This is a genomic window from Burkholderia sp. 4NA327C6, from assembly GCF_005502655.1.
Classification (GTDB): domain Bacteria; phylum Pseudomonadota; class Gammaproteobacteria; order Burkholderiales; family Burkholderiaceae; genus Burkholderia; species Burkholderia contaminans.
In genome coordinates this window covers 40383-62935 of sequence record NZ_SCNZ01000007.1, presented here as the reverse complement: position 1 = coordinate 62935, position 22553 = coordinate 40383, and the positions used below count along the sequence as shown (strand labels likewise).

The 22553-nt window shown below is 64.9% G+C and carries 20 protein-coding genes, 4 tRNA genes and 4 pseudogenes; 17 read left to right on the top strand and 11 right to left on the bottom strand.

Going from position 1 to position 22553, the window contains the following annotated elements; all coding sequences use genetic code 11:
* Window positions 1–132: 132 nt before the first annotated feature.
* The 7 genes from pepN to FFS49_RS09580 all read left to right on the top strand — a co-directional run bounded on the left by pepN (window position 133) and on the right by FFS49_RS09580 (window position 8005).
* Window positions 133–2826, top strand: coding sequence for an aminopeptidase N (gene pepN, locus FFS49_RS09610; protein WP_105817549.1), 2694 nt, complete (start codon window positions 133–135; stop codon window positions 2824–2826).
* A gap of 279 nt (window positions 2827–3105) precedes the next feature.
* A complete protein-coding gene (locus FFS49_RS09605) occupies window positions 3106–4119 on the top strand; it encodes a class 1 fructose-bisphosphatase (protein ID WP_071334105.1) in 1014 nt (337 codons plus the stop codon).
* Between the two features lie 207 nt (window positions 4120–4326).
* Window positions 4327–4402: transfer RNA gene (locus tag FFS49_RS09600), tRNA-Thr, on the top strand.
* Window positions 4403–4573: 171 nt separating this feature from the next.
* On the top strand, window positions 4574–5383 hold the full coding sequence (locus tag FFS49_RS09595; RefSeq protein ID WP_105817550.1) for a LuxR C-terminal-related transcriptional regulator: 810 nt from the start codon (window positions 4574–4576) through the stop codon (window positions 5381–5383).
* A 162-nt stretch (window positions 5384–5545) separates the two neighbouring features.
* Window positions 5546–7279 (top strand): FAD-dependent oxidoreductase, encoded by a 1734-nt coding sequence (locus FFS49_RS09590; protein ID WP_137909825.1) that lies wholly within the window; start codon window positions 5546–5548, stop codon window positions 7277–7279.
* The gene (locus FFS49_RS09585) at window positions 7276–7488 is read left to right on the top strand and encodes a hypothetical protein (RefSeq protein ID WP_105817552.1); all 213 of its coding nucleotides are present in this window, start codon (window positions 7276–7278) and stop codon (window positions 7486–7488) included. Before FFS49_RS09590 ends, FFS49_RS09585 begins: the two co-directional genes overlap by 4 nt.
* A 262-nt stretch (window positions 7489–7750) precedes the next feature.
* Complete coding sequence (locus FFS49_RS09580; RefSeq protein ID WP_039343362.1) at window positions 7751–8005, top strand: GlsB/YeaQ/YmgE family stress response membrane protein; 255 nt, start codon at window positions 7751–7753, stop codon at window positions 8003–8005.
* Window positions 8006–8084: 79 nt separating this feature from the next.
* Here the strand turns inward: FFS49_RS09580 and FFS49_RS42365 are convergent.
* The 4 pseudogenes from FFS49_RS42365 to FFS49_RS09565 form a co-directional block, all read right to left on the bottom strand.
* Window positions 8085–8270: pseudogene (locus FFS49_RS42365) on the bottom strand (TlpA family protein disulfide reductase); the annotation flags it as partial.
* Window positions 8259–8559, bottom strand: a pseudogene (locus FFS49_RS09575) (exo-alpha-sialidase); the annotation flags it as partial. The pseudogenes FFS49_RS42365 and FFS49_RS09575, both read right to left, overlap by 12 nt.
* Window positions 8556–8996 (bottom strand): annotated as a pseudogene (locus FFS49_RS09570) (TonB-dependent receptor); the annotation flags it as partial. The pseudogenes FFS49_RS09570 and FFS49_RS09575, both read right to left, overlap by 4 nt.
* A pseudogene (locus FFS49_RS09565) lies at window positions 8993–9127 on the bottom strand (DUF2946 domain-containing protein); the annotation flags it as partial. The pseudogenes FFS49_RS09565 and FFS49_RS09570, both read right to left, overlap by 4 nt.
* Before the next feature lie 238 nt (window positions 9128–9365).
* On the opposite strand from FFS49_RS09565, the gene FFS49_RS41945 reads away from it, so the two are divergent.
* Together FFS49_RS41945 and FFS49_RS09560 are read left to right on the top strand one after the other, a co-directional pair.
* Complete coding sequence (locus tag FFS49_RS41945) at window positions 9366–9470, top strand: chorismate mutase (protein WP_171026749.1); 105 nt, start codon at window positions 9366–9368, stop codon at window positions 9468–9470.
* 223 nt (window positions 9471–9693) lie between these two features.
* Window positions 9694–10287 carry a chorismate mutase gene (locus tag FFS49_RS09560; RefSeq protein WP_039343368.1) on the top strand — a complete coding sequence of 198 codons (594 nt, stop codon included), beginning with the start codon at window positions 9694–9696 and terminating at the stop codon, window positions 10285–10287.
* 34 nt (window positions 10288–10321) lie between these two features.
* On the opposite strand, the gene FFS49_RS09555 is transcribed toward FFS49_RS09560, so the two are convergent.
* Both FFS49_RS09555 and FFS49_RS09550 read right to left on the bottom strand, forming a co-directional pair.
* On the bottom strand, window positions 10322–11458 hold the full coding sequence (locus FFS49_RS09555) for an exonuclease domain-containing protein (protein WP_105817553.1): 1137 nt from the start codon (window positions 11456–11458) through the stop codon (window positions 10322–10324).
* Window positions 11459–11599: 141 nt separating this feature from the next.
* A complete protein-coding gene (locus FFS49_RS09550; RefSeq protein WP_011351289.1) occupies window positions 11600–11803 on the bottom strand; it encodes a cold-shock protein in 204 nt (67 codons plus the stop codon).
* Window positions 11804–12198: 395 nt separating this feature from the next.
* Here FFS49_RS09550 and FFS49_RS09545 point away from each other — a divergent pair, with 395 nt between their 5' ends.
* Window positions 12199–12471, top strand: a complete 273-nt coding sequence (locus FFS49_RS09545; RefSeq protein ID WP_039343484.1) for a hypothetical protein — start codon at window positions 12199–12201, stop codon at window positions 12469–12471.
* Between the two features lie 500 nt (window positions 12472–12971).
* Window positions 12972–14123, top strand: coding sequence for a porin (locus FFS49_RS09540; RefSeq protein WP_105817554.1), 1152 nt, complete (start codon window positions 12972–12974; stop codon window positions 14121–14123).
* Window positions 14124–14206: 83 nt separating this feature from the next.
* On the opposite strand, the gene greB is transcribed toward FFS49_RS09540, so the two are convergent.
* On the bottom strand, window positions 14207–14770 hold the full coding sequence (greB, locus tag FFS49_RS09535) for a transcription elongation factor GreB (RefSeq protein ID WP_071334099.1): 564 nt from the start codon (window positions 14768–14770) through the stop codon (window positions 14207–14209).
* Between the two features lie 128 nt (window positions 14771–14898).
* Between greB and FFS49_RS09530 the strand changes: the two genes are divergently transcribed.
* The 3 genes from FFS49_RS09530 to FFS49_RS09520 all read left to right on the top strand — a co-directional run bounded on the left by FFS49_RS09530 (window position 14899) and on the right by FFS49_RS09520 (window position 15256).
* Window positions 14899–14975, top strand: a tRNA-Arg gene (locus FFS49_RS09530).
* 67 nt (window positions 14976–15042) lie between these two features.
* Window positions 15043–15119: transfer RNA gene (locus tag FFS49_RS09525), tRNA-Arg, on the top strand.
* Window positions 15120–15179: 60 nt separating this feature from the next.
* Window positions 15180–15256: transfer RNA gene (locus FFS49_RS09520), tRNA-Arg, on the top strand.
* Between the two features lie 194 nt (window positions 15257–15450).
* Here the strand turns inward: FFS49_RS09520 and FFS49_RS09515 are convergent.
* The 4 genes from FFS49_RS09515 to FFS49_RS09500 form a co-directional block, all read right to left on the bottom strand.
* Window positions 15451–17817, bottom strand: coding sequence for a bifunctional (p)ppGpp synthetase/guanosine-3',5'-bis(diphosphate) 3'-pyrophosphohydrolase (locus FFS49_RS09515; RefSeq protein ID WP_039343380.1), 2367 nt, complete (start codon window positions 17815–17817; stop codon window positions 15451–15453).
* Between the two features lie 63 nt (window positions 17818–17880).
* Window positions 17881–18084: a DNA-directed RNA polymerase subunit omega gene (gene rpoZ, locus FFS49_RS09510; protein ID WP_006025620.1), complete on the bottom strand. Its 204-nt coding sequence runs from the start codon at window positions 18082–18084 to the stop codon at window positions 17881–17883.
* Window positions 18085–18142: 58 nt separating this feature from the next.
* Window positions 18143–18826: a guanylate kinase gene (gene gmk, locus FFS49_RS09505; protein WP_046545150.1), complete on the bottom strand. Its 684-nt coding sequence runs from the start codon at window positions 18824–18826 to the stop codon at window positions 18143–18145.
* Between the two features lie 6 nt (window positions 18827–18832).
* Complete coding sequence (locus tag FFS49_RS09500) at window positions 18833–19756, bottom strand: YicC/YloC family endoribonuclease (RefSeq protein WP_011351283.1); 924 nt, start codon at window positions 19754–19756, stop codon at window positions 18833–18835.
* A gap of 173 nt (window positions 19757–19929) precedes the next feature.
* Between FFS49_RS09500 and rph the strand changes: the two genes are divergently transcribed.
* Genes rph through hemW form a run of 3 tightly spaced genes read left to right on the top strand, consistent with a single transcriptional unit; the run spans window position 19930 to window position 22538 of the window.
* Window positions 19930–20661: a ribonuclease PH gene (gene rph, locus FFS49_RS09495; protein WP_105817555.1), complete on the top strand. Its 732-nt coding sequence runs from the start codon at window positions 19930–19932 to the stop codon at window positions 20659–20661.
* 1 nt (window position 20662) lies between these two features.
* Window positions 20663–21289 (top strand): RdgB/HAM1 family non-canonical purine NTP pyrophosphatase, encoded by a 627-nt coding sequence (rdgB, locus tag FFS49_RS09490; RefSeq protein ID WP_039343391.1) that lies wholly within the window; start codon window positions 20663–20665, stop codon window positions 21287–21289.
* 34 nt (window positions 21290–21323) lie between these two features.
* Complete coding sequence (gene hemW / locus FFS49_RS09485; protein ID WP_105817556.1) at window positions 21324–22538, top strand: radical SAM family heme chaperone HemW; 1215 nt, start codon at window positions 21324–21326, stop codon at window positions 22536–22538.
* Window positions 22539–22553: the final 15 nt, after the last annotated feature.

Genomic DNA, 22553 nt, shown 5'->3' with positions numbered 1-22553 from the left:
TGCCGATAATACGCGGACTCCCGGAACCGGTAAAAAGTTCGGCCGGCACGCGGCCGCCAGCCTTTGTACAATGGCCCGGTTCGCCCGGCCCGTGCCACGGGCCCGTCCCCTACTCCACCGATCTCGACGACCATGTCCGACAACGCCTCTTCCACCGTGATCCGCCGCGCCGACTACACGCCGCCGGCCTTCCTCATCGATTCCGTCGCGCTCGAATTCGATCTCGCGCCGGCCCGCACGATCGTCAGGAACACGATGCGCGTGCGCCGCAATCCGGACGCCGCGCCCGCGCCGCACCTGGAGCTGATGGGCGAAGCGCTCGAATTCCTCGGCGCGCACCTGGACGGCGCGCCGCATGGCGCCGTGCGCGCGCACGAGCACGGGCTGACCGTCGAGAATGTTCCCGAGGCCTTCGAGCTGACGCTCGAAAGCGCATGCGCACCCGACCAGAATACGACGCTGTCGGGCCTTTATGTGTCGAGCGGCAACTTCTTCACGCAGTGCGAAGCCGAAGGTTTCCGCCGCATCACCTACTTCCTCGACCGCCCGGACGTGATGGCGTCGTACACGGTGACGCTGCGCGCCGACAAGGCCGGGTACCCGGTGCTGCTGTCGAACGGCAACCTCGTCGATTCCGGCGACCTGCCCGACGGCCGCCACTTCGCGAAATGGGAAGACCCGTTCCGCAAGCCGAGCTACCTGTTCGCGCTGGTCGCGGGCAAGCTCGTCGCGATCGAGGAAACGATCACGACCGGCTCGGGCAAGGAAAAGCTGCTGCAGGTGTGGGTCGAGCCGGCCGACCTCGACAAGACGCGTCATGCGATGGATTCGCTGATCCACTCGATCCGCTGGGACGAGCAGCGCTTCGGCCTCGAACTCGATCTCGACCGCTTCATGATCGTCGCGGTGGGCGACTTCAACATGGGCGCGATGGAGAACAAGGGGCTCAACATCTTCAACACGAAGTACGTGCTGGCGAACCCCGAGACCGCGACCGACACCGACTTCGCGAACATCGAATCGGTGGTCGGACACGAGTACTTCCACAACTGGACCGGCAACCGCGTGACCTGCCGCGACTGGTTCCAGCTGAGCCTGAAGGAAGGCCTGACGGTGTTCCGCGACCAGGAATTCTCGGCCGACATGGCCGCGGGCGACGACGTCGAATCGGCGGCCCGCGCGGTCAAGCGCATCGAGGACGTGCGCGTGCTGCGCCAGTTGCAGTTCGCCGAGGATGCGGGCCCGATGGCGCACCCGGTGCGCCCGGAGAGCTACGTCGAGATCAACAACTTCTACACGATGACCGTCTACGAGAAAGGCTCGGAAGTCGTGCGGATGTATCAGACGCTGTTCGGCCGCGACGGCTTCCGCAAGGGGATGGATCTGTACTTCAAGCGCCACGACGGGCACGCCGTGACCTGCGACGACTTCCGTCACGCAATGGCCGACGCGAACGGGCGCGACCTCGCGCAGTTCGAGCGCTGGTACAGCCAGGCCGGCACGCCGCGCGTGTCGGTGCGCACCGCGTACGACGCGGCTGCGCGCCGCTATACGGTGACGCTTGCGCAGGGCTACGGCGACGGGTCGCCGGCCGCGCGCGAAACGCAGCAGGGGCCGCTACTGATTCCGTTCGCGATCGGCCTGATCGGCCGCGACGGCCGCGACCTGCCGCTGCGTCTCGACGGCGAAGCCGCCGCCGCAGGCACGACGCGCGTGCTCGATTTCACCGACACCGAGCAGACCTTTACGTTCGTCGACGTGCCGGAACACCCGCTGCCGTCGCTGCTGCGCAACTTCTCGTCGCCGGTGATCGTCGAGTACGACTACAGCGACGACGACCTCGCGTTCCTGCTCGCGCACGACAGCGATCCGTTCAACCGCTGGGAGGCCGGCCAGCGCCTCGCGACGCGCGCGCTGCTGACACTCGCCGCGCGTGCGGCCGCGAACGAGCCGCTCACGCTCGGCGAGAACTTCGTCGCCGCGTTCCGCCGCGTGCTGACCGACGCGACGCTGTCGCCGGCGTTCCGCGAACTCGCGCTGACGCTGCCGTCGGAAACCTACCTCGCCGACCAGATGGCGGAAGCCGATCCGGCCGCCGTGCATCGCGCGCGCCAGTTCGTGCGCCGCCGGCTCGCCACCGCGCTGCGCGCGGAATGGCTCGCCGCCTACGAGCAGCACCAGACGCCCGGCGCCTACGAACCGACGCCGGAGGCCTCCGGCCGCCGCGCGCTGAAGAACCTCGCGCTCGCGTATCTCGCCGAGCTCGAGGATCCGGCCGATGCGGTGCGCCTCGCGACCGCGCAATACGACGCGGCGAACAACATGACCGATCGCGCGGCCGCGCTCGGCGCGCTGCTGTCCGCCGCGGCCGCCGGCGCGACCGAACCGGCCGAGCACGCGCTCGACGATTTCTACCGCCGCTTCGAGAAGGAAGCGCTGGTGATCGACAAGTGGTTCGCGATGCAGGCCGCGCAACGCGGTACGCCTACGCAGCCGACGCTTGAGAAGGTTCGCAAGCTGCTCGCGCACCCGGCGTTCAACCTGAAGAATCCGAACCGCGCCCGTTCGCTGATCTTCAGCTTCTGCGCGGCCAACCCCGCGCAATTCCACGCGGCGGACGGCTCCGGTTACGCGTTCTGGGCCGAACAGGTGCTCGCGCTCGACGCGATCAACCCGCAGGTTGCCGCGCGCCTCGCGCGCTCGCTGGAACTGTGGCGCCGCTTCACGCCGGCACTGCGCGACCGGATGCGCGAAGCGCTCGAGCAGGTTGCCGCCGGTGCGAAATCGCGGGACGTGCGCGAGATCGTCGAGAAGGCACTCGCGTAACGCGATCGCCCGCATCGCGCCTGCGCGATACAGCCGGTGCCGCCCGTCGCGGCACCGGCTTTTTTATTGTGTGAAGACTCCCGGAACCGCGCGCAATCGCAGGGTCCGATCACACCGCCTGCCGTTGCCGCGAAGCGTGTCGCGCCGGTTTCCCCCACCGGAAAGCGGGCCGGTCCGGCTGCCCAGCCGTGTAACCGGACGAAAAAACCCGGCGGCACGGAAGGCGCGACGGGTAAAATTGCGGCCATTCAAGGATTCTTTGGCCTTCTGGAGTCTGTCATGTCCATTGCCCGCCGCACCACGCTGTCGAAGTTCCTGATCGAACAGCAACGTGAGACCAACAACCTCCCCGCCGACCTGCGCCTGCTGATCGAAGTCGTCGCACGCGCGTGCAAGGCGATCAGCTACAACGTGTCGAAGGGCGCGCTCGGCGAAGCGCTCGGCACCGCCGGCAGCGAGAACGTCCAGGGCGAAGTGCAGAAGAAGCTCGACATCCTGTCGAACGAAATCCTGCTCGACGCGAACGAATGGGGCGGCAACCTCGCCGCGATGGCATCGGAAGAAATGGAAACGTTCTTCCCGATCCCCGCGAACTATCCGCGCGGCGAGTACCTGCTCGTGTTCGATCCGCTCGACGGCTCGTCGAACATCGACGTGAACGTGTCGATCGGCACAATCTTCTCGGTGCTGCGCTGCCCGGACGGCAAGCAGGCCACCGAGGAATCGTTCCTGCAGCCCGGCACGCAGCAGGTTGCGGCCGGTTACGCCGTGTACGGCCCGCAGACGGTGTTCGTGCTGACGACCGGCAACGGCGTGAACTGCTTCACGCTCGACCGCGAAGTCGGCTCGTGGGTGCTCACGCAGAGCAACATGCAGATCCCGGCCGACACGCGCGAATACGCGATCAACGCATCGAACGCGCGCCACTGGTACGACCCGGTCAAGCGCTATATCGACGAACTGAACGCCGGCAAGGACGGCCCGCGCGGCGACAACTTCAACATGCGCTGGATCGCATCGATGGTGGCCGACGTGCACCGGATCCTGAACCGCGGCGGCATCTTCATGTACCCGGCCGACAAGCGCACGCCCGACCGTCCGGGCAAGCTGCGCCTGATGTACGAAGCGAACCCGATGTCGTTCATCGTCGAACAGGCGGGCGGCGCCGCGACGACCGGCACGCAGCGCATCATGGAAGTGCAGCCGACGGGCCTGCATCAGCGCGTCCCGGTGTTCCTCGGTTCGAAGAACGAAGTCGAGCGCGTGACGGGCTACCACCAGGAAAAGCAATAAATTTGCACTGCAGCACTAGACAGTATCGCGCGACGTACGTAGAATCGCGGCTCTCGATGTGACCCCAACGGGTCGCATCGCAGTGAAACGAAGCGGGAAGTTTGCCGAGTCGATGAGTTTCGCGAAACAGCAGCAGCAAGCTGAAAAAAATTCGCAAAACCTATTGCCAAGGTCTCAGATTTCACCTTATAATTTCGTTTCTCTGATGCCGGTGTAGCTCAGTTGGTAGAGCAGCGCATTCGTAATGCGAAGGTCGTAGGTTCGACTCCTATCTCCGGCACCAAGTTATAAAGGGCTGACAAGCAATGCTTGTCAGCCCTTTTCTCATTCCGGGCGCCAAATCGTGCGCTGCCCTTCTTCTCTCTGCGTCCGCTCCGCTTGCGGGCATCACCCGACTCCCGCGCCGCACGCCGCCGATTACAATCGCCGGACCACTCCGCCCTTTCCGAGCATCATGCGCACCTGGCGTCTCGAGCGACCGAACCTCACCGGGCAACTGGACGTATTACGTGCGACGCGCCTTGTCGCCGCGATCGGCGGCAACGAGCCCAACGCATTCGCAGCCGAAGTGCTGAAGCTGTTCGACGATGCGCTGTCGGTCACGCAATGCACGATCTTCGCGTACGAGTTCGGCAACCGCCCGCGCACGCTATCCGTCGCCGACCATCGCGGCGGCCGCTACCTGCGTGACGTCGCCGACATCTACGCACGACACTTCTACACGCTCGACGGCAACCAGAAGATCGTATCGAGCGCGCCTCGCGGCGCGCGCCGCCACGACCTGCTGCTGCACCAGCAGGCCGGCGACGAGATCGATCACGAAGCGTATCGAGCGGCCTGCTACCGCGGCCCCGACGTGTCCGACCGGCTGTCGTTGCTGATGCAGCCCAACGATGCGAGCTGGCTGTCGATCAACCTGTACCGCGCGCATCGCAGCGGCGCGTTCCAGCCGCGCGAGATCGCGGAGATCGAAGCGCTCGCCCCGCTGATCGCGCAGGCCGCGAAGCATCACTACGCACTCGCCGGTGCCGCGCAGATCGGCATCCCGCAACGGATGCTCGCGCGGTTACGCAGCGCCTGCCCGGCGCTGTCCAAGCGCGAACTCGACGTGCTGCGCGGTGTGCTCGAAGGCCAGACCGCGCACGAGATCGGCGAGACGATCGGCGTGAAGGCGTCGAGCGTCGTCACATACCAGAAGCGCGCTTACCGGCGCCTGGGCATCTCGAGCCAGCGACAGTTGTTCGCACTCTGCCTGCAGCCCTGAACCGAATCGGACTGCGATGACGGAATCGGGGTAAATCCCGGTCGGCTTGCTGTACCCCGAATGGGGACAGCGGATTCCCGCACGGCTTCCATACTGCTTCGACTGCCTGCACGCGGCCCCGGCGCGCGTGCACGTCGAACCGCCCTCCTCTGGAAGCCAACGATGGATATCGACTTCAAACCCTACCCGTTCGTCGCCGAGCGCCATCCCGCGCATCTGCCGGCCTGCGACGACGGTATCGACACGCACCGGCATCGCGTGGCGATCGTCGGGGGCGGCCCTGTCGGCCTCGCCGTTGCGCTCGGTCTCGCGAACCACGGCATCCGGAGTGTGCTGATCGAGGCCGACGACGCCGTCTGTCACGGCAGCCGGGCGATCTGCATCTCGCGGCGCAGCCTCGAGATCATCGAACGGCTCGGCGCGCTCGACGACTTCCTGCGCACGGGACTGCCGTGGACCGGCGGACGCAGCTTCTACCGTCGCGACGAAGTGCTGCATTTCACGATGCCGCAGGACGAAAACCAGAAACTGCCGCCGATGATCAATCTCGCGCAGTACCACATCGAGCAGTTCCTGCTCGACGCCGCACTGCGCCGCCCCGAACTCATCGAGATCCGCTGGCAGGCGAAAGTCACCGGCGTCTCCCTGCACCCGGACGGCGTGCGCCTCGACGTCGACACGCCGCTCGGCGGCTACGCACTCGACGCCGACTGGGTCGTGGCGTGCGACGGCGGACGCAGCACGATGCGTGAAGCGCTCGGCCTGTCGCTGCAAGGCACGAGCTACGAGGGCCGCTACGTGATCGTCGACATCGCGCTCGACAGTGACCGGCCAACAGAACGGCTCGCGTACTTCGACCCGTCGTCGAACCCGGGCTCAACGGTGCTCGTCCACAAGCAGCCCGACAATGTGTGGCGGATCGACTACCAGTTACGCGACGATGAGGATCCCGAAGCGGCCATCAAGCCAGAAAACGTGATCCCGCGCGTGCAGAACCTGCTCGACATGATGGGCGAGCGCGGCGACTGGTCGCCGATCTGGATCACGGTCTACAAGGCGAATGCGCTGACGCTCGAACGCTATCGGCACGGCCGCGTGCTGTTCTGTGGCGACGCCGCGCATCTCGTGCCGATCTTCGGCGTGCGCGGCGCGAATTCGGGCATCGACGATGCCGACAACCTCGCATGGAAACTCGCGTACGTGATTCGCGGCCTTGCATCGGACACGCTGCTCGACAGCTACTCGGACGAACGCGTGTTCGCGACGCACGAGAATCTTCGCTACGGCACGAAGAGCACCGAGTTCATGGCACCGCCGTCGTTTGCTTTCGAACTGATGCGCAAGGCCGTGCTGTCGCTCGCGGTCCGGCATCCGGCGCTGCGTTCGCTGATCAATCCGCGCCAGACGACGGCCATCGCCTATGCGACGTCGTCGCTCAACGCAGTCGAACGCGATACGTTTTCAGCCGGCCCCGCGCCCGGCACGGTGCTCGCCGAATGTCCGCTGATGCTGTACGCGCCGCACGGCAGCGCCATGCGGCGCGGCCACCTGACCGATCTCGTCGCCCCGCGCTTCACCGCGGTCTGCTTCACGTCCGACGGCGTGCCCGATCCGACGCTCGCTGGCCTTGAACAGCGCCTGCAGGCTGCGCGGATACCGTTCGCGCTCGTGGCGCTCACGCGATCTGCGGCGCCGCGGCAACCGACCTGCGGCGGCCATGACGAAGACGGCCGGCTGTTCGACATGTACGGCGCCCGCGACGGCACCGTCTATCTCGTACGTCCGGACGGCCACGTACTCGGCCGCTGGCACGACGCTCGCGCGAGCGACGTGATCGCCGCGCTCGAACGCGCACTTCGTCCGTGCGCATCAACCGATCCTCAGGAGACCGCATGATGACGGATACCGAACGCGACATCCTCTACACCGACCTGTGCCACACGATGACACGGATCGGTGAAGCCGATGCATCGCTCTTTCTCGCCCGCTTCGCACTGCTGTCGATCGAGGCGATCGGCGAACCCGCGACCGTCGCACGGCTGATCGCCGACGCAGGCGACGGATTGCCCGACGTGGGCATGCAGGCATCGGTGCACGAACGATGACGCCGACGGGCGACCTGCTTCACCGGCGGCCGTTTATTACAACTTCATTTCATCATGCATCACCCACGCACGAGCCTAGCCGTATGCAGACAAATTCCCTGGAAAATCCCGTTAAGGGTGCATAACATTACTTAACGATTCCGACCCGTCTAACGCGTTACATTGCGTGGGCGGCGCGGCAGGTCGCGATGCCGCCTTCATTCAGCTTGCGGTAACGCAGCCGACGTCCGGTCTTTCGACACAACTCAAGGAGAGGACAACCATGACTCATGGCTTGATTATGTGGCTCATCATCGGCGCGATCGCCGGCTGGCTTGCCGGTTTGCTCGTCAAGGGCGGCGGCTTCGGGCTGATCGTCGACATCATCGTCGGGATCGTCGGCGCGGTGATCGGCGGCTGGCTCGCCGGGATACTCGGCATCAGCATCGGCAGCGGCTTCATCGGTTCGGTGATCGTCGCGGTCGTCGGTGCGGTGATCCTGCTGTTCGTGATCCGGCTATTCAAGCGAGCGGCCTGACGCTTCTCTCCACGCGCCTTCGGGCGCGTTTTCGCATCAGGCCGGCGCGCGGCCCGTTCGCCGCGCGCCGTCGCCCCATTCAGCGCTTCGCGCGCTCCAACCAGCTGTCGAGCACGTCGGCCGTCAGCAATCCGCTGCGCGCCTCGCGTGCGCCATCGCGTCCGATCCACACGGTGCGCGGCATCTCCCCTCTCCACCCCGCATCGAGCGCCGCGCGCAGACGCTCGGGCATCGGCTCCGCATTCGCATACTGCGCGACCTGCGGGCGATTCCCGGCGCTCGTGTAGACCGGTTCCGGCATCGCGTTGACGGTGACGGGCGCGGACAGCGTGTCGCCGGCATCGTCGGAATGCGCGACGACAACGTGCGCGCCCTCGACCCATGCACACCACAGCCGGTGATGCGTGTCGAATGCCGCCCCCCGTCGCGAGCGGCTACTTCTGCCGCGTGGGTGCGGCCTGCATGCTCATGCGCGCGGCGTGCGAATCGGCGGTCTTCGGCACGTCGTGCGCGTCGTGCACGCCGGCTGGCGACAGCAACGCGAGCGATCTCACAGCGACCACTTCAGTTCTCCATTGAAAGTACGGCCCGGATACGGGTGGAGAACGTAATAGCGGCGGTCCGTCAGGTTGTCGATGCCGAGCGACGCGCTCCAGTGACGGTCGAAGCGGTGACGCGCCTTCAGGTCGACGACCGTGAACGAACTCGTGCCGCCGTAGACGTCCGGGTTCACGTCGCTGTTGTCGAGCGTGTTAGACAGGCGGCCCGAGTAGCGCACGCCGACGCTCGCCACCCAGTGCTCGTCGAAGCGATGCGACGCGAGCAGGTTCGCATGCACGCGCGCAATCCGCGGAAAGCGCGAGCCGACATATGCGGGATTCGCGACGTCGGCGAGGATCCGCGCGTTGCTCGCCGACACGTTCGCGTCAATCGCGAGCCCCTTCAACCCGACGTTCTCGCCGCTGAACGCGAGTTCGACGCCACGTACGCGCCCGCTGCACTGCACAATTCGAGCGTGAGCTCGCCGGAGCCGCTCGACGCGAGACGCGCATAGCCGATGACGGGCGACAGTACGTTCAGCGCCAGCCACACGAGGCCGATCCATCGCGTCGTTCGTTGCATCGCGGTCCAGAAAAAATGCGCGCGAGTGGAACAAGCGGCCCGATTGTTGCCGATTCCGCACAATGCAATAGTCGGCCTCCAGCGCGCGTCAGAGCGCATGTGCCGTTAATACAACAGAGACAAAATCTAACGATTCGCCACTGGCATAAATCCAAGCACGAGGTTGATAATCATCGAACCTGCTGGAGAAATGACCATGGACGAAAGACCAACTCGCATGCCACCGCCGGAGCAAGTGATGAGCCCGGATCCGGAACCCGTCGGCGTGGAATTCCTCGCCGAATTGCCTGACCACGTGCGGGCATTCTTCGACGAGCAGCACAAGCTGTACGCGCCGAAGTGAACGCCTGTTCGGTTCTGTAACCGCCACGTGTCGATCATCGCTATCGTGCGGTTCATCAATGCGCATCGCGCGCAATTCGCCTCGCACCCGGGCCGCAACAGCCTGACGGTGCCGGATCAGCTCGCCTGCTGATTCTCCGGTCGCTGCGCTACGCCGCGCGACTGTCTTCGTCTATCCTTCTGGTTTTCCACTTCCGGCCCGCCCGGCTCTCCCGATCGTTCCGATGAAGCAAGCCATTCGTGCCAGCCTCGCTGTCGCCGCGCTCGGCGTCGCCCTCTTTTCGTCCCCGCGCATCGCCAATGCAGACGGTGACGACACCGCCCTCACCAATATCGTCGCGCTCGCGTCGCAGCGCCTCGCGCTCGCCGAACCGGTCGCTCGATGGAAATGGGCGAATCACAAGGCAATCGAGGACCGGCCGCGCGAAGCGGAACTGCTCGTATCAGTCGAGAAGCGCGCGGCGCAGGCCGGCGTCGATCCCGCGTTCGCACGGACGTTCTTCGAGGATCAGATCGCCGCGAGCAAGGATGTGCAGAACGCGCTGTTCGCGACTTGGCGCGCGACGCGGCCACCGGAAGGCACGCCGCCCGATCTCGCAACCAGCACGCGCCCGGCGCTCGACCGGCTGACGCAGAAAATGCTCGCGGGGCTCGCGCAGGTTGCGCCGCTGCGGGATGCGCCTGATTGCCAGGCGAGGCTCGCGCGCAGCATCGCCAACTGGAAGACGCTCACGCGCTACGACGCCACGCAAACGCAGGCACTCGACACTGCGCTATCGCACGTCTGCTCGGCCGGCGGCGCAAGCGCGATCGGCTGACGGCCGCGGGCGCGGGTGGCGCGACGGCGCCTGATTAACCAGTCTGCCCCGCAGGCGTGAGCGCGGCGAGCGGAATCAGCTGCAGCCCGCGTGCGAGATGCGTCTGCAGCAGGCGGTGGGTGAAAGGTTCGAACGCACCGCCCGCTCCGTCGGCCGCGAGTTGCGCGGCCGCGTCGAGCGATTCCGTCGCGCCGAGATAGCGCCAGCCATCGATCACATGAAACAGGCGGCGCTCACCGCTCGCCTCGAACGCGACGGCACCTTCGAATGGCCAGGGCGCAGCGCCGGCACGAGCATCGGCCGCGGGACGCCGGTTGTACGACGGCCGCAGCCGGGCAATCCATTGCGCTTCGGCCAGCATCGCCCCCAACTCGTTGCCGGTCTCGCGCCATTCGACCCGCCGCACCTGTTGCGCCAGCCGCATTTCCTTCGACGAACGGCGCTCGCCCGTCAGCAACGCACGCAGCCGCTGCCGCACACGCACGCTGCGGCCGACATACAGCGGCACATCCTCCTCCCCGAACAAGGCGTACGCACCGCAGCCGGGCGGCGCGGTATCGAGCCACGCTTCGGTCAGGTCGCCGCCCAGACGGAAGTGGCGCGTCGTGCGTGCGATCTGCTCACGCAGCCGCTCGAGCGGCACGGTGTCGTGCAACAGGCGCCAGAACTGCCACACCAGGTCGGCATCCGCCAGCGCCCGGTGGCGTGCCGCCGGCACGAGGCCGTGGCGCTCGATCAACGCGTCGAGGCCGTGCCGCGATTCACGCGGGAACAGCGCCTTCGACAGCCGCACCGTACACAGCACATCGGGATTGAACGCGAAGCCGGCGCGCTCGAATTCGGCCCGCAGGAAGCCGCGGTCGAAGCTCGCGTTGTGCGCGACGAAAAGCTTGCCGTCGAGCCGCTCGAACAACCCCGGCGCCAGCGACGCAAATGACGGGGCGTCGCGCACCATCTCGTCCGAAATACCCGTCAGTTGCTGGATGAACGGCGGAATCGACTGCCCCGGATTGACGAGCGTCGTCCACGTCGACACGCCGAGCGGGCCGATTTCGACCACGCCGATTTCGGTGATGCGGTGTTCGGCGGGCGAGCCGCCAGTGGTTTCAAGGTCGACGAAAACGAGCGGCTGTTCGCTGGCGGGATCGGACGGACAGGGGGAATCAGACATGAAAAGACTGGAAAACGATGCTTTCGTGAGTATGCACCGGCATCCGGGTTCGCGGCCAGCGCGAACCGGAATGTTCCGCCCCCGCAAAACAAAAAGCCCCCGCAATGCGGGGGCCGGACGTGATCGGCAATGCGTGGCGCGTCAGACCGCCTGGATATTCGCTGCCTGCTTGCCTTTCGGCCCGACTTTCACGTCGAACGAAACACGCTGGTTTTCCTTCAGCGTCTTGAAGCCGTCCATCTTGATTTCGGAAAAGTGCGCAAACAAATCTTCACCACCATTGTCCGACGTAATAAAGCCGAAACCTTTAGCATCGTTAAACCATTTCACGATACCGGTATCCATGTCTTCGTTCCCCACTCGATTAGATCCAAAAAAGCTATTTTTATAGCCGTTTCCCGAAATCCCGAAACATTGCGCCAGCACCCGCACCAGCACGCCGCCCGAGGACGGAGTGCTGACATTTATAAATTGGACAATCCGGGTGCGTCAAGGAAATTTTTGACGATCGTTTTATCAAAAAAGAGCTAATACCACTGGAATCGGTACACCGGCGCCTCTGATTAATTGATTCGCATCAAAAACCTGTCAATATTACCGGGATCGGAGCATTAATAATCGTGGCCGTGAAATTCCTACCGGGGACAAATCGACTCGGTAAATTCCTCGGGTTTTTTCCGGGTTGCGGAAGGCAAAGGATATTGCGATGCTCGGTTAACGCCGGAAGGAAGGAGATGGTCATGTGGCTGGACGGAATCAAGCGCTTCGCGAGCCGGCTCGGACGCGCACGCCGCAAGTCCCGCGCCCTGGCTGAGTCCGCGGCCTCGCGCGAAGCGCCGTACGACACCGAATTCGATACGACCTGGCACGGCGATCACTGGCAGAACCTGCTCTCGTCGCCTCTCGATGCCCGTCACTACGTGATGGAAGACTGGACATACACGCCGCCCCCCAACGAAGCCAAGGAGGCCGCACCCGCGGCCAAGCGCAAGCGGCGCTCGTTCGCGCAATAGCGCGCGGACCGACGGGGCAAAAAAAAAGCGCGACTGGGAAGTCGCGCCGACAAAGGTTTGGAGATCTTTTCCGTCAACGAAAAAGTCTGCTTCGGAAAGCAGAGATCGCAGTATAGCGAGAGAACAACCTTTCATTAGCCATGCTCCACACAAACCTCTATTGCCGATGTGTCAATAATCGGATTACGGGCATCCCCGCCTCCTGTTGACCGCCTGTCGCAAACACGCAACGCCCGTTACGCAGTCCTGATCGCCATTTTTCTTTGCTGCACCACCGCAAACCCTTGATGGGCAATCGTTTGCGCCACATTGCCGATCTTTGCGGATTCCAAAATATACTATTGCTTAAAGCGCATCCCTCCCCCGCTCCGCGCGCTCCGTACACTGCAAATGGCTTTCTGATAGGCGCACCGCCGCCCTGCGGACCGGCCGCAACGTCAAGCAAAGCATGCCAGTCCGCAACAGGTTCGATCGACATCATCCTGTTTGGAGACAGATCCATGAAAAAAACCCTGATCGTCACCGCGTTGTCGGGTGTATTCGTTACGGCAGCTCACGCTCAGAGCAGCGTGACGCTATACGGCCTGATCGACGCAGGCATCACCTATACGAACAACCAGGGTGGCCACAGCTCATGGTCGGAACGCAGCGGCCAGATCAACGGCAGCCGCTGGGGCCTGCGCGGCACGGAAGATCTCGGCGGCGGCCTGAAGGCAATCTTCGTGTTGGAAAACGGCTTCAACATCGCCAACGGCACGCTCGGCCAGAATGGCCGCGAATTCGGCCGCCAGGCGTTCGTCGGCCTGTCTCATGACCAGTTCGGCGCCGTCACCCTCGGTCGCCAATACGATAGCGTCGTCGACTACATCGGGCCGCTGTCGCTGACCGGTACGCAATTCGGCGGCACCCAGTTTGCCCACCCGTTCGATAACGACAACCTCAACAATTCGTTCCGGATCAATAACGCCGTCAAGTATACGAGCATCAATTACGGCGGCCTGAAGGTCGGCGCGTTGTACGGCTTCTCGAACAGCAACCAGTTCTCGAACAATCGCGCGTACAGCGCAGGCGTGTCGTACACGTACGCCGGCTTCAATATCGGCGCTGGCTACCTGCAGTTGAACAACGACATCTCGGGCCTCACGTCGGCTGCGGTCACCAACAGCGGGGGCGCGGTAGCAGGCGACAACACGTTCGTCGGCAAGCGTCAGCGCGTGTTCGGCGGCGGCCTGAACTACACGTTCGGCCCGGCAACGGCCGGCTTCGTGTTCACGCAATCGCGTGTGAACCGCGCGCTCGGCATCTCCGCGGGTGCCTCGGGCGTGTCGAACGGCCTGGGCCTCGACGGCACGTTTGCCCGGTTCAACAACTACGAAGTGAATGCGCGCTACGCGCTCACGCCGGCCTTGTCGCTGGCCGGGTCGTACACATACACCGCCGGCTTCCTGGATGGTCGTCATCCGGGCTGGAATCAGTTCAACCTGCAGAGCGACTATGCACTGTCCAAGCGGACCGACGTGTATGTGCAAGGGGTGTATCAGCGCGTCAGCACGGATGGCCTGGGCATCGGCGCCTATGTCAATGGCCTCGGTGGTGCTTCGTCGACCAACAAGCAGATCGCGGTCACGGCCGGCCTGCGCCATCGCTTCTGAGCGACCGGCATTTCCACCGCACGCCGAATGGCGACGCGCCCCATCGGGGCGCTTTTTCTTTGCCGGGTTGCACCGTGCACCGCTCAGGCGTTGCCAGGCGCCGGGTAACGGACGTCGAGCACGTCGATCGGCTGCGGGCCGGCCGGCGTCATCAGCATGACGGTATCGCCAATCTTCGCCTTGATCAGTGCGCGCGCGACCGGCGAAATCCAGCTGACACGGCCGTGATCGAGATCGACCTCGTCGATCCCGACGATCGTGATCGTGTGATCCTCGCCGTCCGGTGTCTCGTAATCGACCGTTGCGCCGAAAAACACCTGGTCGACATTCTCCTGCCGGCTCGCATCGACGACTTCGGCCAGATCGAGCCGTTTCGTCAGGAAGCGGATGCGGCGATCGATCTCGCGAAGCCGCCGCTTGCCGTAGATGTAGTCGCCATTCTCCGACCGGTCACCATTCGACGCGGCCCAGGATACGAGCCGCACGACCTCGGGACGCTCGACGTCGATCAGGTTCAGCAATTCGTCCCTCAGCCGCTTGTGGCCGGCGGGCGTGATGTAGTTCTTCGAGCCCGCCGGAATCGCGGGCTGGGCCTGGTCCAGATCGTCGTCGTCGCCGTCCGACTCTTTGACAAACGCCTTGTTCATGATGCGGATTCAACATGGATGACTGATACTCCAAGGGTACACGAAGGGCGCCCCGGCAACGCCATGCACCTAATTTGCGAATAAGGCTTCCCTTTTTATACAACCCTGCTATAATTTCGCTTCTGCGTGCGGCTGTAGCTCAGTTGGATAGAGTACTTGGCTACGAACCAAGGGGTCGTGGGTTCGAATCCTGCCAGCCGCGCCACTTTTTCCGAGGGCCTTCTGAACCGAAGGCCCTTTCAGTTCGAAGCAGTAGAAGTTTTGTTTTGCGTGCGGCTGTAGCTCAGTTGGATAGAGTACTTGGCTACGAACCAAGGGGTCGTGGGTTCGAATCCTGCCAGCCGCGCCACTTTTTTGGGAGCCTTCCCATCGCAGAAGGTTCCGACAGTCAAGCAGTACCGTTTTGCGTGCGGCTGTAGCTCAGTTGGATAGAGTACTTGGCTACGAACCAAGGGGTCGTGGGTTCGAATCCTGCCAGCCGCGCCACCTTAAAAGGGCTTTCCTCCGGGAAAGCCCTTTTTCTTTTCCGCCTTCCCTTCCCCTGCTCGCCGCACGGCAACGTCGGTTGCGTAACACCTCCTTTCGGAAGAACGTCGACCACACCGCGCGTTCGCGTCTCCGGCAGCACAAATGAAAACGGCGACCATTGGCCGCCGTCGATCGCCCCTGCGGGCCAGGCGTCAATAATCCTGCCGCTCGCGCTCGATGCGCATGCCGCCGTCGTGGCGCGCATGCGCGCCGTCGTCGGTCGAACGCTCACGCATGATCCGCATCACGTCCGGATTGGTTCGCACGCGCCGCATCACGTTCGCGAGATGCACGCGGTCGCTGACCTGGATCACGAAGCGCAGTACCGTCGATTCGTGCGTCAGATCCTCGTCCATCGCGATATGCACGATGTTCGCATCGGCCGACGTGATGTCCGCCGCCACGCGCGCAAAGATGCCCTTCGTGTTCTTCACGAGCGCCTTCACCGCGACATCGAACAGGCGCCCAGGCTGCGGCGCCCATTCGACGTCGATCCAGCGGCCCGGATCGCGGCGATGGATACGCTGCGCCACGCGGCAATCGGTCGTATGAATCGCCATGCCCAGACCGATGCCGATGTAGCCCATGATAGCGTCGCCCGGAATCGGCCGGCAGCATGCGGACAACTGCACGGACATCCCTTCGGTGCCGGTAATCACGACCGGCGGTGCGTGGTGCGCAGGATGCCGCTCGGACTTCGGCAGATCATCGTCCGCATCACGGCCGCTCATCAGCACCTCGATGCGCTTGGCCATCACCGCGGCCACGCGGCGGCCGAGGCCGATGTCCGCGAAGATTTCCTGACGGCTCTTGTTGCCCGTCCACTGCACGAGCTTCTCCCACACTTCCGGCTCGACATCGGCCAGCGCGAGACCGTAGCCCTTCAGGCTCTGGTCGACCAGCCGCTCGCCAAGCTGCACCGACTCGTTCAGGCGCATCGTCTTCAGGTAGTGACGGATCGCCGAGCGCGCCTTGCCGGTACGCACGAAGCCGAGCCATGCGGGATTCGGCTTCGAATACGGCGCGGTGATCACCTCGACGATGTCGCCGCTCTTCAGCTCGGTGCGCAGCGGCAGCAGCTCGTTGTTGATCTTCACGGCCACGCACTGGTTGCCGAGATCGCTGTGGATCGAATACGCGAAATCGAGTGCCGTCGCGCCACGCGGCAGCGCCATGATCTTCGACTTCGGCGTGAACACGTAGACCGCGTCGGGGAACAGGTCGATCTTCACGTGCTCGAGGAATTCGCTCGAATCGCCGGCTTCGCTCTGGATGTCGAGCAGCGACTTCAGCCACTGGTGCGCGCGCTTCTGCACGTCGCTGAGATCGGCGCTGCCGTTCTTGTACAGCCAGTGCGCGGCGACCCCCGCCTCGGCGATCTCGTGCATCTTGCGCGTGCGCACCTGGAACTCGATCGGCGCGCCGAACGGGCCGACCAACGTAGTGTGCAGCGACTGATAGCCGTTGATCTTCGGGATCGCGATGTAATCCTTGAACTTGCCGGGCACGGGTTTGTACAGCGCGTGCAGCGCGCCGATGCACGTGTAGCAGTCGAGCGGGCTGTCGACGACGACACGGAAGCCGTATACGTCGAGCACCTGCGAGAACGACAGCTGCTTGTCGCGCATCTTGCGGTACACGCTGTAGATGGTCTTTTCGCGGCCGGTGATCTCGGCGTCGATCTTCGCATCGGCCATCGCGCGCTGCGCGGCTTCGAGGATCTTGCTGATCACTTCGCGGCGGTTGCCGCGCGCGGCCTTCACGGCCTTCTCCAGCGTCGCGTAGCGATGCGGGTTGAAGTTCGCGAAGCTCATGTCCTGCAGCTCGCGATACGTGTTGTTCAACCCGAGGCGGTGCGCGATCGGCGCGTAGATGTCGAGCGTTTCCCGCGCGACGCGGCGGCGCTTTTCCATCGGCACCGCGCCGAGCGTGCGCATGTTGTGCAGGCGGTCGGCGAGCTTGACGAGAATGACGCGCACGTCGCGTGCCATCGCGAGCAGCATCTTGCGGAAGTTTTCCGCCTGCGCTTCCTCGCGGCTGCGGAACTCCATCTTGTCGAGCTTCGACAGGCCGTCGACCAGTTCGGCGACCTTCGGGCCGAACCGTTCGGCCAGCTCGCTCTTGGTCACGCCCTGGTCTTCCATCACGTCGTGCAGCAGCGCGGCCATGACTGCCTGCGCGTCGAGCTTCCAGCCGGCGCAGATTTCTGCAACGGCAACGGGATGGGTGATGTAGGGTTCGCCGCTCTGGCGATATTGACCGAGGTGGGCTTCGTCGCTGAAGTGGAACGCCGCCTTGACCTCTTTGATTTCTTCCGGAGGAAGATACTCGGCAAGCACGCCCGTCAGTTTCGCGATCGAGACGACGCCGTGCTTGCGAGGCTGCTCCGGTGTGGCGGTCGGCCCGAACAGATGCCGGAAGGACTGTTCGAGGACCGCGTCGATGTACTGGCGCGCAGGCGACTGGGCCGTGGCTTCGGTGGTCGGATCCGCGGAGGCGGACGATGGGGTGGTGCTCATATTCGCCTCCAGGTCGAGTCGTTGCGCGCGTGGATTACATGGCTGGAACGGGCCGGATGCGCGTTACACCGGCACCTTCTTCAGCATCTCGACGCCGACCTGGCCGGCAGCGATTTCGCGCAGCGCGACGACGGTCGGCTTGTCGCGGCTTTCGATCTTCGGCGTATGGCCTTGCGCGAGCTGCCGCGCGCGATAGGTGGCGGCGAGCGCCAGTTCGAAGCGGTTCGGGATTTGCTTCAGGCAGTCTTCGACGGTAATGCGAGCCATGTTGGTAATTCCTTCTGAATATAGTCCTTATTCTACCTTATGTCCCTCGTCCCCCGCGTCATTCCGCGTGGGGCAGATGGATGCCGAGCTCGATGAACAGCTCCGTGTGTCGCGCGTACTGCGAAGCAAAGCGCAGGCGCGTGGCTGCGACGATGCATTCGAGCTCCGCGAGCGCACGTTCGAAATTCTCGTTGATCACCACGTATTCCGCTTCGGATGCGTGCGCGATCTCGCTGCCGGCGGCCAGCAGGCGGCGCGTGATCACGTTCGGTTCGTCCTGGCCGCGCTTCTTCAGGCGCTCCTCGAGCGCGTCGAGCGACGGCGGCAGGATGAAGATGCCGACCGCGTTGCGGAACTGCTTCTTCACCTGCAGCGCGCCCTGCCAGTCGATCTCGAGCAGCACGTCGTGGCCGTTCTTCATCTGCTCTTCGATCCAGACGCGCGACGTGCCGTAGTAGTTGCCGTGCACTTCCGCGCTCTCGAGGAATTCGTGCGCCGCGTGACGCGCACGGAAATCCTCGACCGTCGTGAAGTGATAGTGCTGGCCGTCCTGCTCGCCCGGACGCGGCTTGCGCGTCGTGTACGAGATCGACAGGCAGATGTCGCTGTCCTTCGACAGCAGCGCATTCACGAGCGTCGACTTGCCGGCGCCCGACGGCGCGACGACCATGAACAGGTTGCCGGGATAGACGCCGCCGTGCAGCGAATGCGACGCGTGGCCGTCGCGGTGGGATTCGGTCATGTTGCTTTACTCCAGGTTTTGCACTTGCTCACGCATCTGCTCGATCAACAGCTTGAGCGCCATCGATGCGTCGGCGAGTTCCTTCGCCGCCGCCTTCGAGCCGAGCGTGTTTGCTTCTCGATTCAGTTCCTGCATCATGAAGTCGAGACGCTTGCCGACGCGGCCGCCCTTCTCGATCACGTGACGCGTTTCGTTCAGGTGCGCGGTGAGCCGCGACAGCTCTTCCGCGATGTCGATCCGGATCCCGTACATCGTCACTTCCTGACGAATGCGCTCCGCGGCCTCCTCGCGCGTGACGATCGTCGAGCTGCCCTCGGGCGCCGCGATACCGAGCGCCTCCTGCAGCCGTTCGACGATCTTCTGCTGGTGCTTTGCGATCAGCTCCGGCACGAGCGGCGTGATGCGCGCGACGATCGCTTCCATCTCGGTGACGTTCGACAGCAGCATCGTCGCCAGTTGCGCGCCTTCGCGCGAACGCACGACGACGAGTTCGCCGATCGCTTCCTTGCCGCACGCGAGCACCGCCTCGCGGATCGCGTCAGCCGACACACCGCTCTCGGCGATCACGCCGGGCCAGCGCAGGATCTCGCCCGCGCGCAGGCGGCCGACGCCCGGGAACGAGTCGAGCACCGAGCGCTCGAGCTCGGCGAGCTGGCCGAGCGCGGACTGGTTCAGCGCGCCCGCGCCGATGCTCTGCTCGCCGCGCTGCAGGTTGATGCGGATGTCGACCTTGCCGCGCGACAGCTTGTTCATCAGCATTTCGCGCAGCGCGGGTTCGCACGCGCGCACGTCGTCCGGCATCCGGAAATTCAGGTCGAGGAAGCGCGAGTTCACGGTGCGCAGTTCGACCGACACGCTGGTGCCGCCGTTGCCGGTGGCCGTCGCGAGTTCGCGCGTCGCGCTCGCGTAGCCCGTCATGCTGTAGATCATGGTTCGTCTCGCCGTCTGGGTGCCCTCGCGGGCGGGAATATGTCGAGGCGCCCGGCGCATCGGAAAGCGCGGGGCGGGAAGCGCGCATTATCCCATTTTTGCGGACCACCCCGCCGGGCACGCCCGCCGTTCGGCGCTAAAATCGGGGTTTCCTCTCGTTCCGCGATTCCCACATGACGTCCTCCGTTTCCCGCCCGAGCGGCCGCCGCGCCGACGCACTGCGCAAGGTCGCCCTCACGCGCCACTACACGAAACATGCCGAAGGCTCGGTGCTGGTCGAATTCGGCGACACCAAGGTGCTCTGCACCGCGAGCGTCTCCGAACGCGTCCCCGACTTCCTGCGCGACCGCGGGCAAGGCTGGCTGACCGCCGAATACGGGATGCTGCCGCGCGCGACGCACACGCGCAGCGACCGCGAAGCCGCCCGCGGCAAGCAGACCGGCCGCACGCAGGAAATTCAGCGCCTGATCGGCCGTGCGCTGCGCGCGGTGTTCGACCTCGAGGCGCTCGGCACGCGCACGATCCATATCGATTGCGACGTGATCCAGGCGGACGGCGGCACGCGCACGGCCAGCATCACCGGCGCATTCGTCGCCGCGCACGACGCCGTGTCGAAGTTGATCGCGGCCGGCAAGCTCACGCGCTCGCCGATCACCGACCACGTCGCCGCGATCTCGGTCGGCGTGTACCAGGGCGCGCCGGTGCTCGACCTCGATTACGCGGAAGATTCGCAGTGCGACACCGACATGAACGTCGTGATGACGGGCGCCGGCGGTTTCGTCGAAGTCCAGGGCACGGCCGAAGGCATGCCGTTCTCGCGTGCCGAGATGAACGCGCTGCTCGACCTCGCGCAGGGCGGGATCGCCGAGCTCGTGCAGCTTCAGAAAGACGTGCTGGGCGCCTGACATGCCGGACGACCACACCACCGCGCCGCTGTCGCGCATCGTTCTCGCGTCGAACAACGCCGGCAAGCTGCGCGAATTCACTGCGCTGTTCTCGACGGTCGGCATCGAGATCGTCCCGCAGGGCGACCTTGCCGTGCCGGAAGCGGAGGAGCCGTTCGGCACCTTCATCGAGAATGCGCTGACGAAGGCACGCCACGCGTCGCGGCTCACCGGGCTGCCGGCGATCGCCGACGATTCGGGCCTGTGCGTGCGCGTGCTGCGCGGCGCGCCGGGCGTCTATTCGGCCCGCTACGCGCAGCGCGCGGGCCGCGACAAGGGCGACGCGGCGAACAACGCGTATCTCGTCGAGCAGTTGCGCGGCGTCGACGACCGGCGCGCATACTACTGCTGCGTGCTTGCGCTCGTGCGCCACGCGGACGACCCGGAGCCGCTGTTCGCCGAAGGACGCTGGGCGGGCGAAATCGTCGATACGCCGCGCGGCGAGCACGGATTCGGCTACGACCCGTATTTCTACCTGCCGTCGCTCGGCGCGACGGCCGCCGAACTCGAGCCGGCCGTGAAGAACACGCACAGCCATCGCGCGCTGGCGCTGAAGGCGCTGCTGGCGCGGCTCGCGGAGGAAGCATGAGCACGCCCGATACCCGTTTGCCAACGGAGGCCGCATGAGCCAGGCCGCGGAAACCGGCGCGCGCGTCGTCGCGACCTTCACGTCGCCCGGCCAGGTGCGGCTCACGTCGCTGCCGCCGCTCGCGCTGTACGTGCATTTCCCGTGGTGCGTGCGCAAGTGCCCGTACTGCGATTTCAATTCGCACGAGTGGAAGGGCGAACGGTTTCCGGAAACCGAATATCTCGACGCGCTGCGCGCCGATCTCGAGCAGGCGCTGCCGCTCGTGTGGGGCCGCCAGGTGCATACGGTATTCATCGGCGGCGGCACGCCGAGCCTGCTGTCGGCGGCCGGCCTCGACCGGATGCTGTCCGACGTGCGCGCGCTGCTGCCGCTCGACGCCGATGCCGAGATCACGCTCGAGGCGAACCCGGGCACGTTCGAGGCCGCGAAGTTCGCGCAGTTCCGCGCGAGCGGCGTGAATCGCCTGTCGGTCGGCATCCAGAGCTTCAACGAGGCGCACCTGAAGGCGCTCGGCCGGATTCACGACACCACGCAGGCACGCGCGGCCGTCGAGATCGCCGCGAAGAACTTCGACAACTTCAACCTCGACCTGATGTTCGCGCTGCCGAACCAGACGCTCGACGAATGCCGCACCGACATCGAGACCGCGTTGTCGTACGCGCCGCCGCATCTGTCGCTGTATCACCTGACGCTCGAGCCGAATACGCTGTTCGCGAAGTTCCCGCCGGTCGTGCCCGATGACGACGCGTCGGCCGACATGCAGGAATGGATTCACGCGCGCACGACCGAGGCCGGTTACGGACGCTACGAAGTGTCCGCGTATGCGAAGCCGAATCATCAGTGCAAGCACAACCTGAACTACTGGCGCTTCGGCGACTATCTGGGGATCGGCGCGGGCGCGCACACGAAGCTGTCGTTCCCGAACCGGATCCTGCGGCAGGCACGCTACAAGCATCCGGCAACCTTCATCGAGCAGGCGATGGCCGGCACGGCCGTGCAGGAAGAGCGTGAAGTCGGCGCGCGCGACCTGCCGTTCGAGTTCATGCTGAACACGCTGCGGCTCGTCGAGGGTTTCCCGGTGCACAGCTTCGCCGAACGCACGGGCCTTCCGATGAGCACGATCGAGCCGGCGCTGCAGGAAGCGGAACGGCGCGGGCTGATCGCGCGCGATTTCGCGCAGATCGCGCCGACGCCGCTGGGCCAGCGTTTCCTCAACGACCTGCAGGAATTGTTCCTGCGCGACGATTGAGGGGATGAACCACGC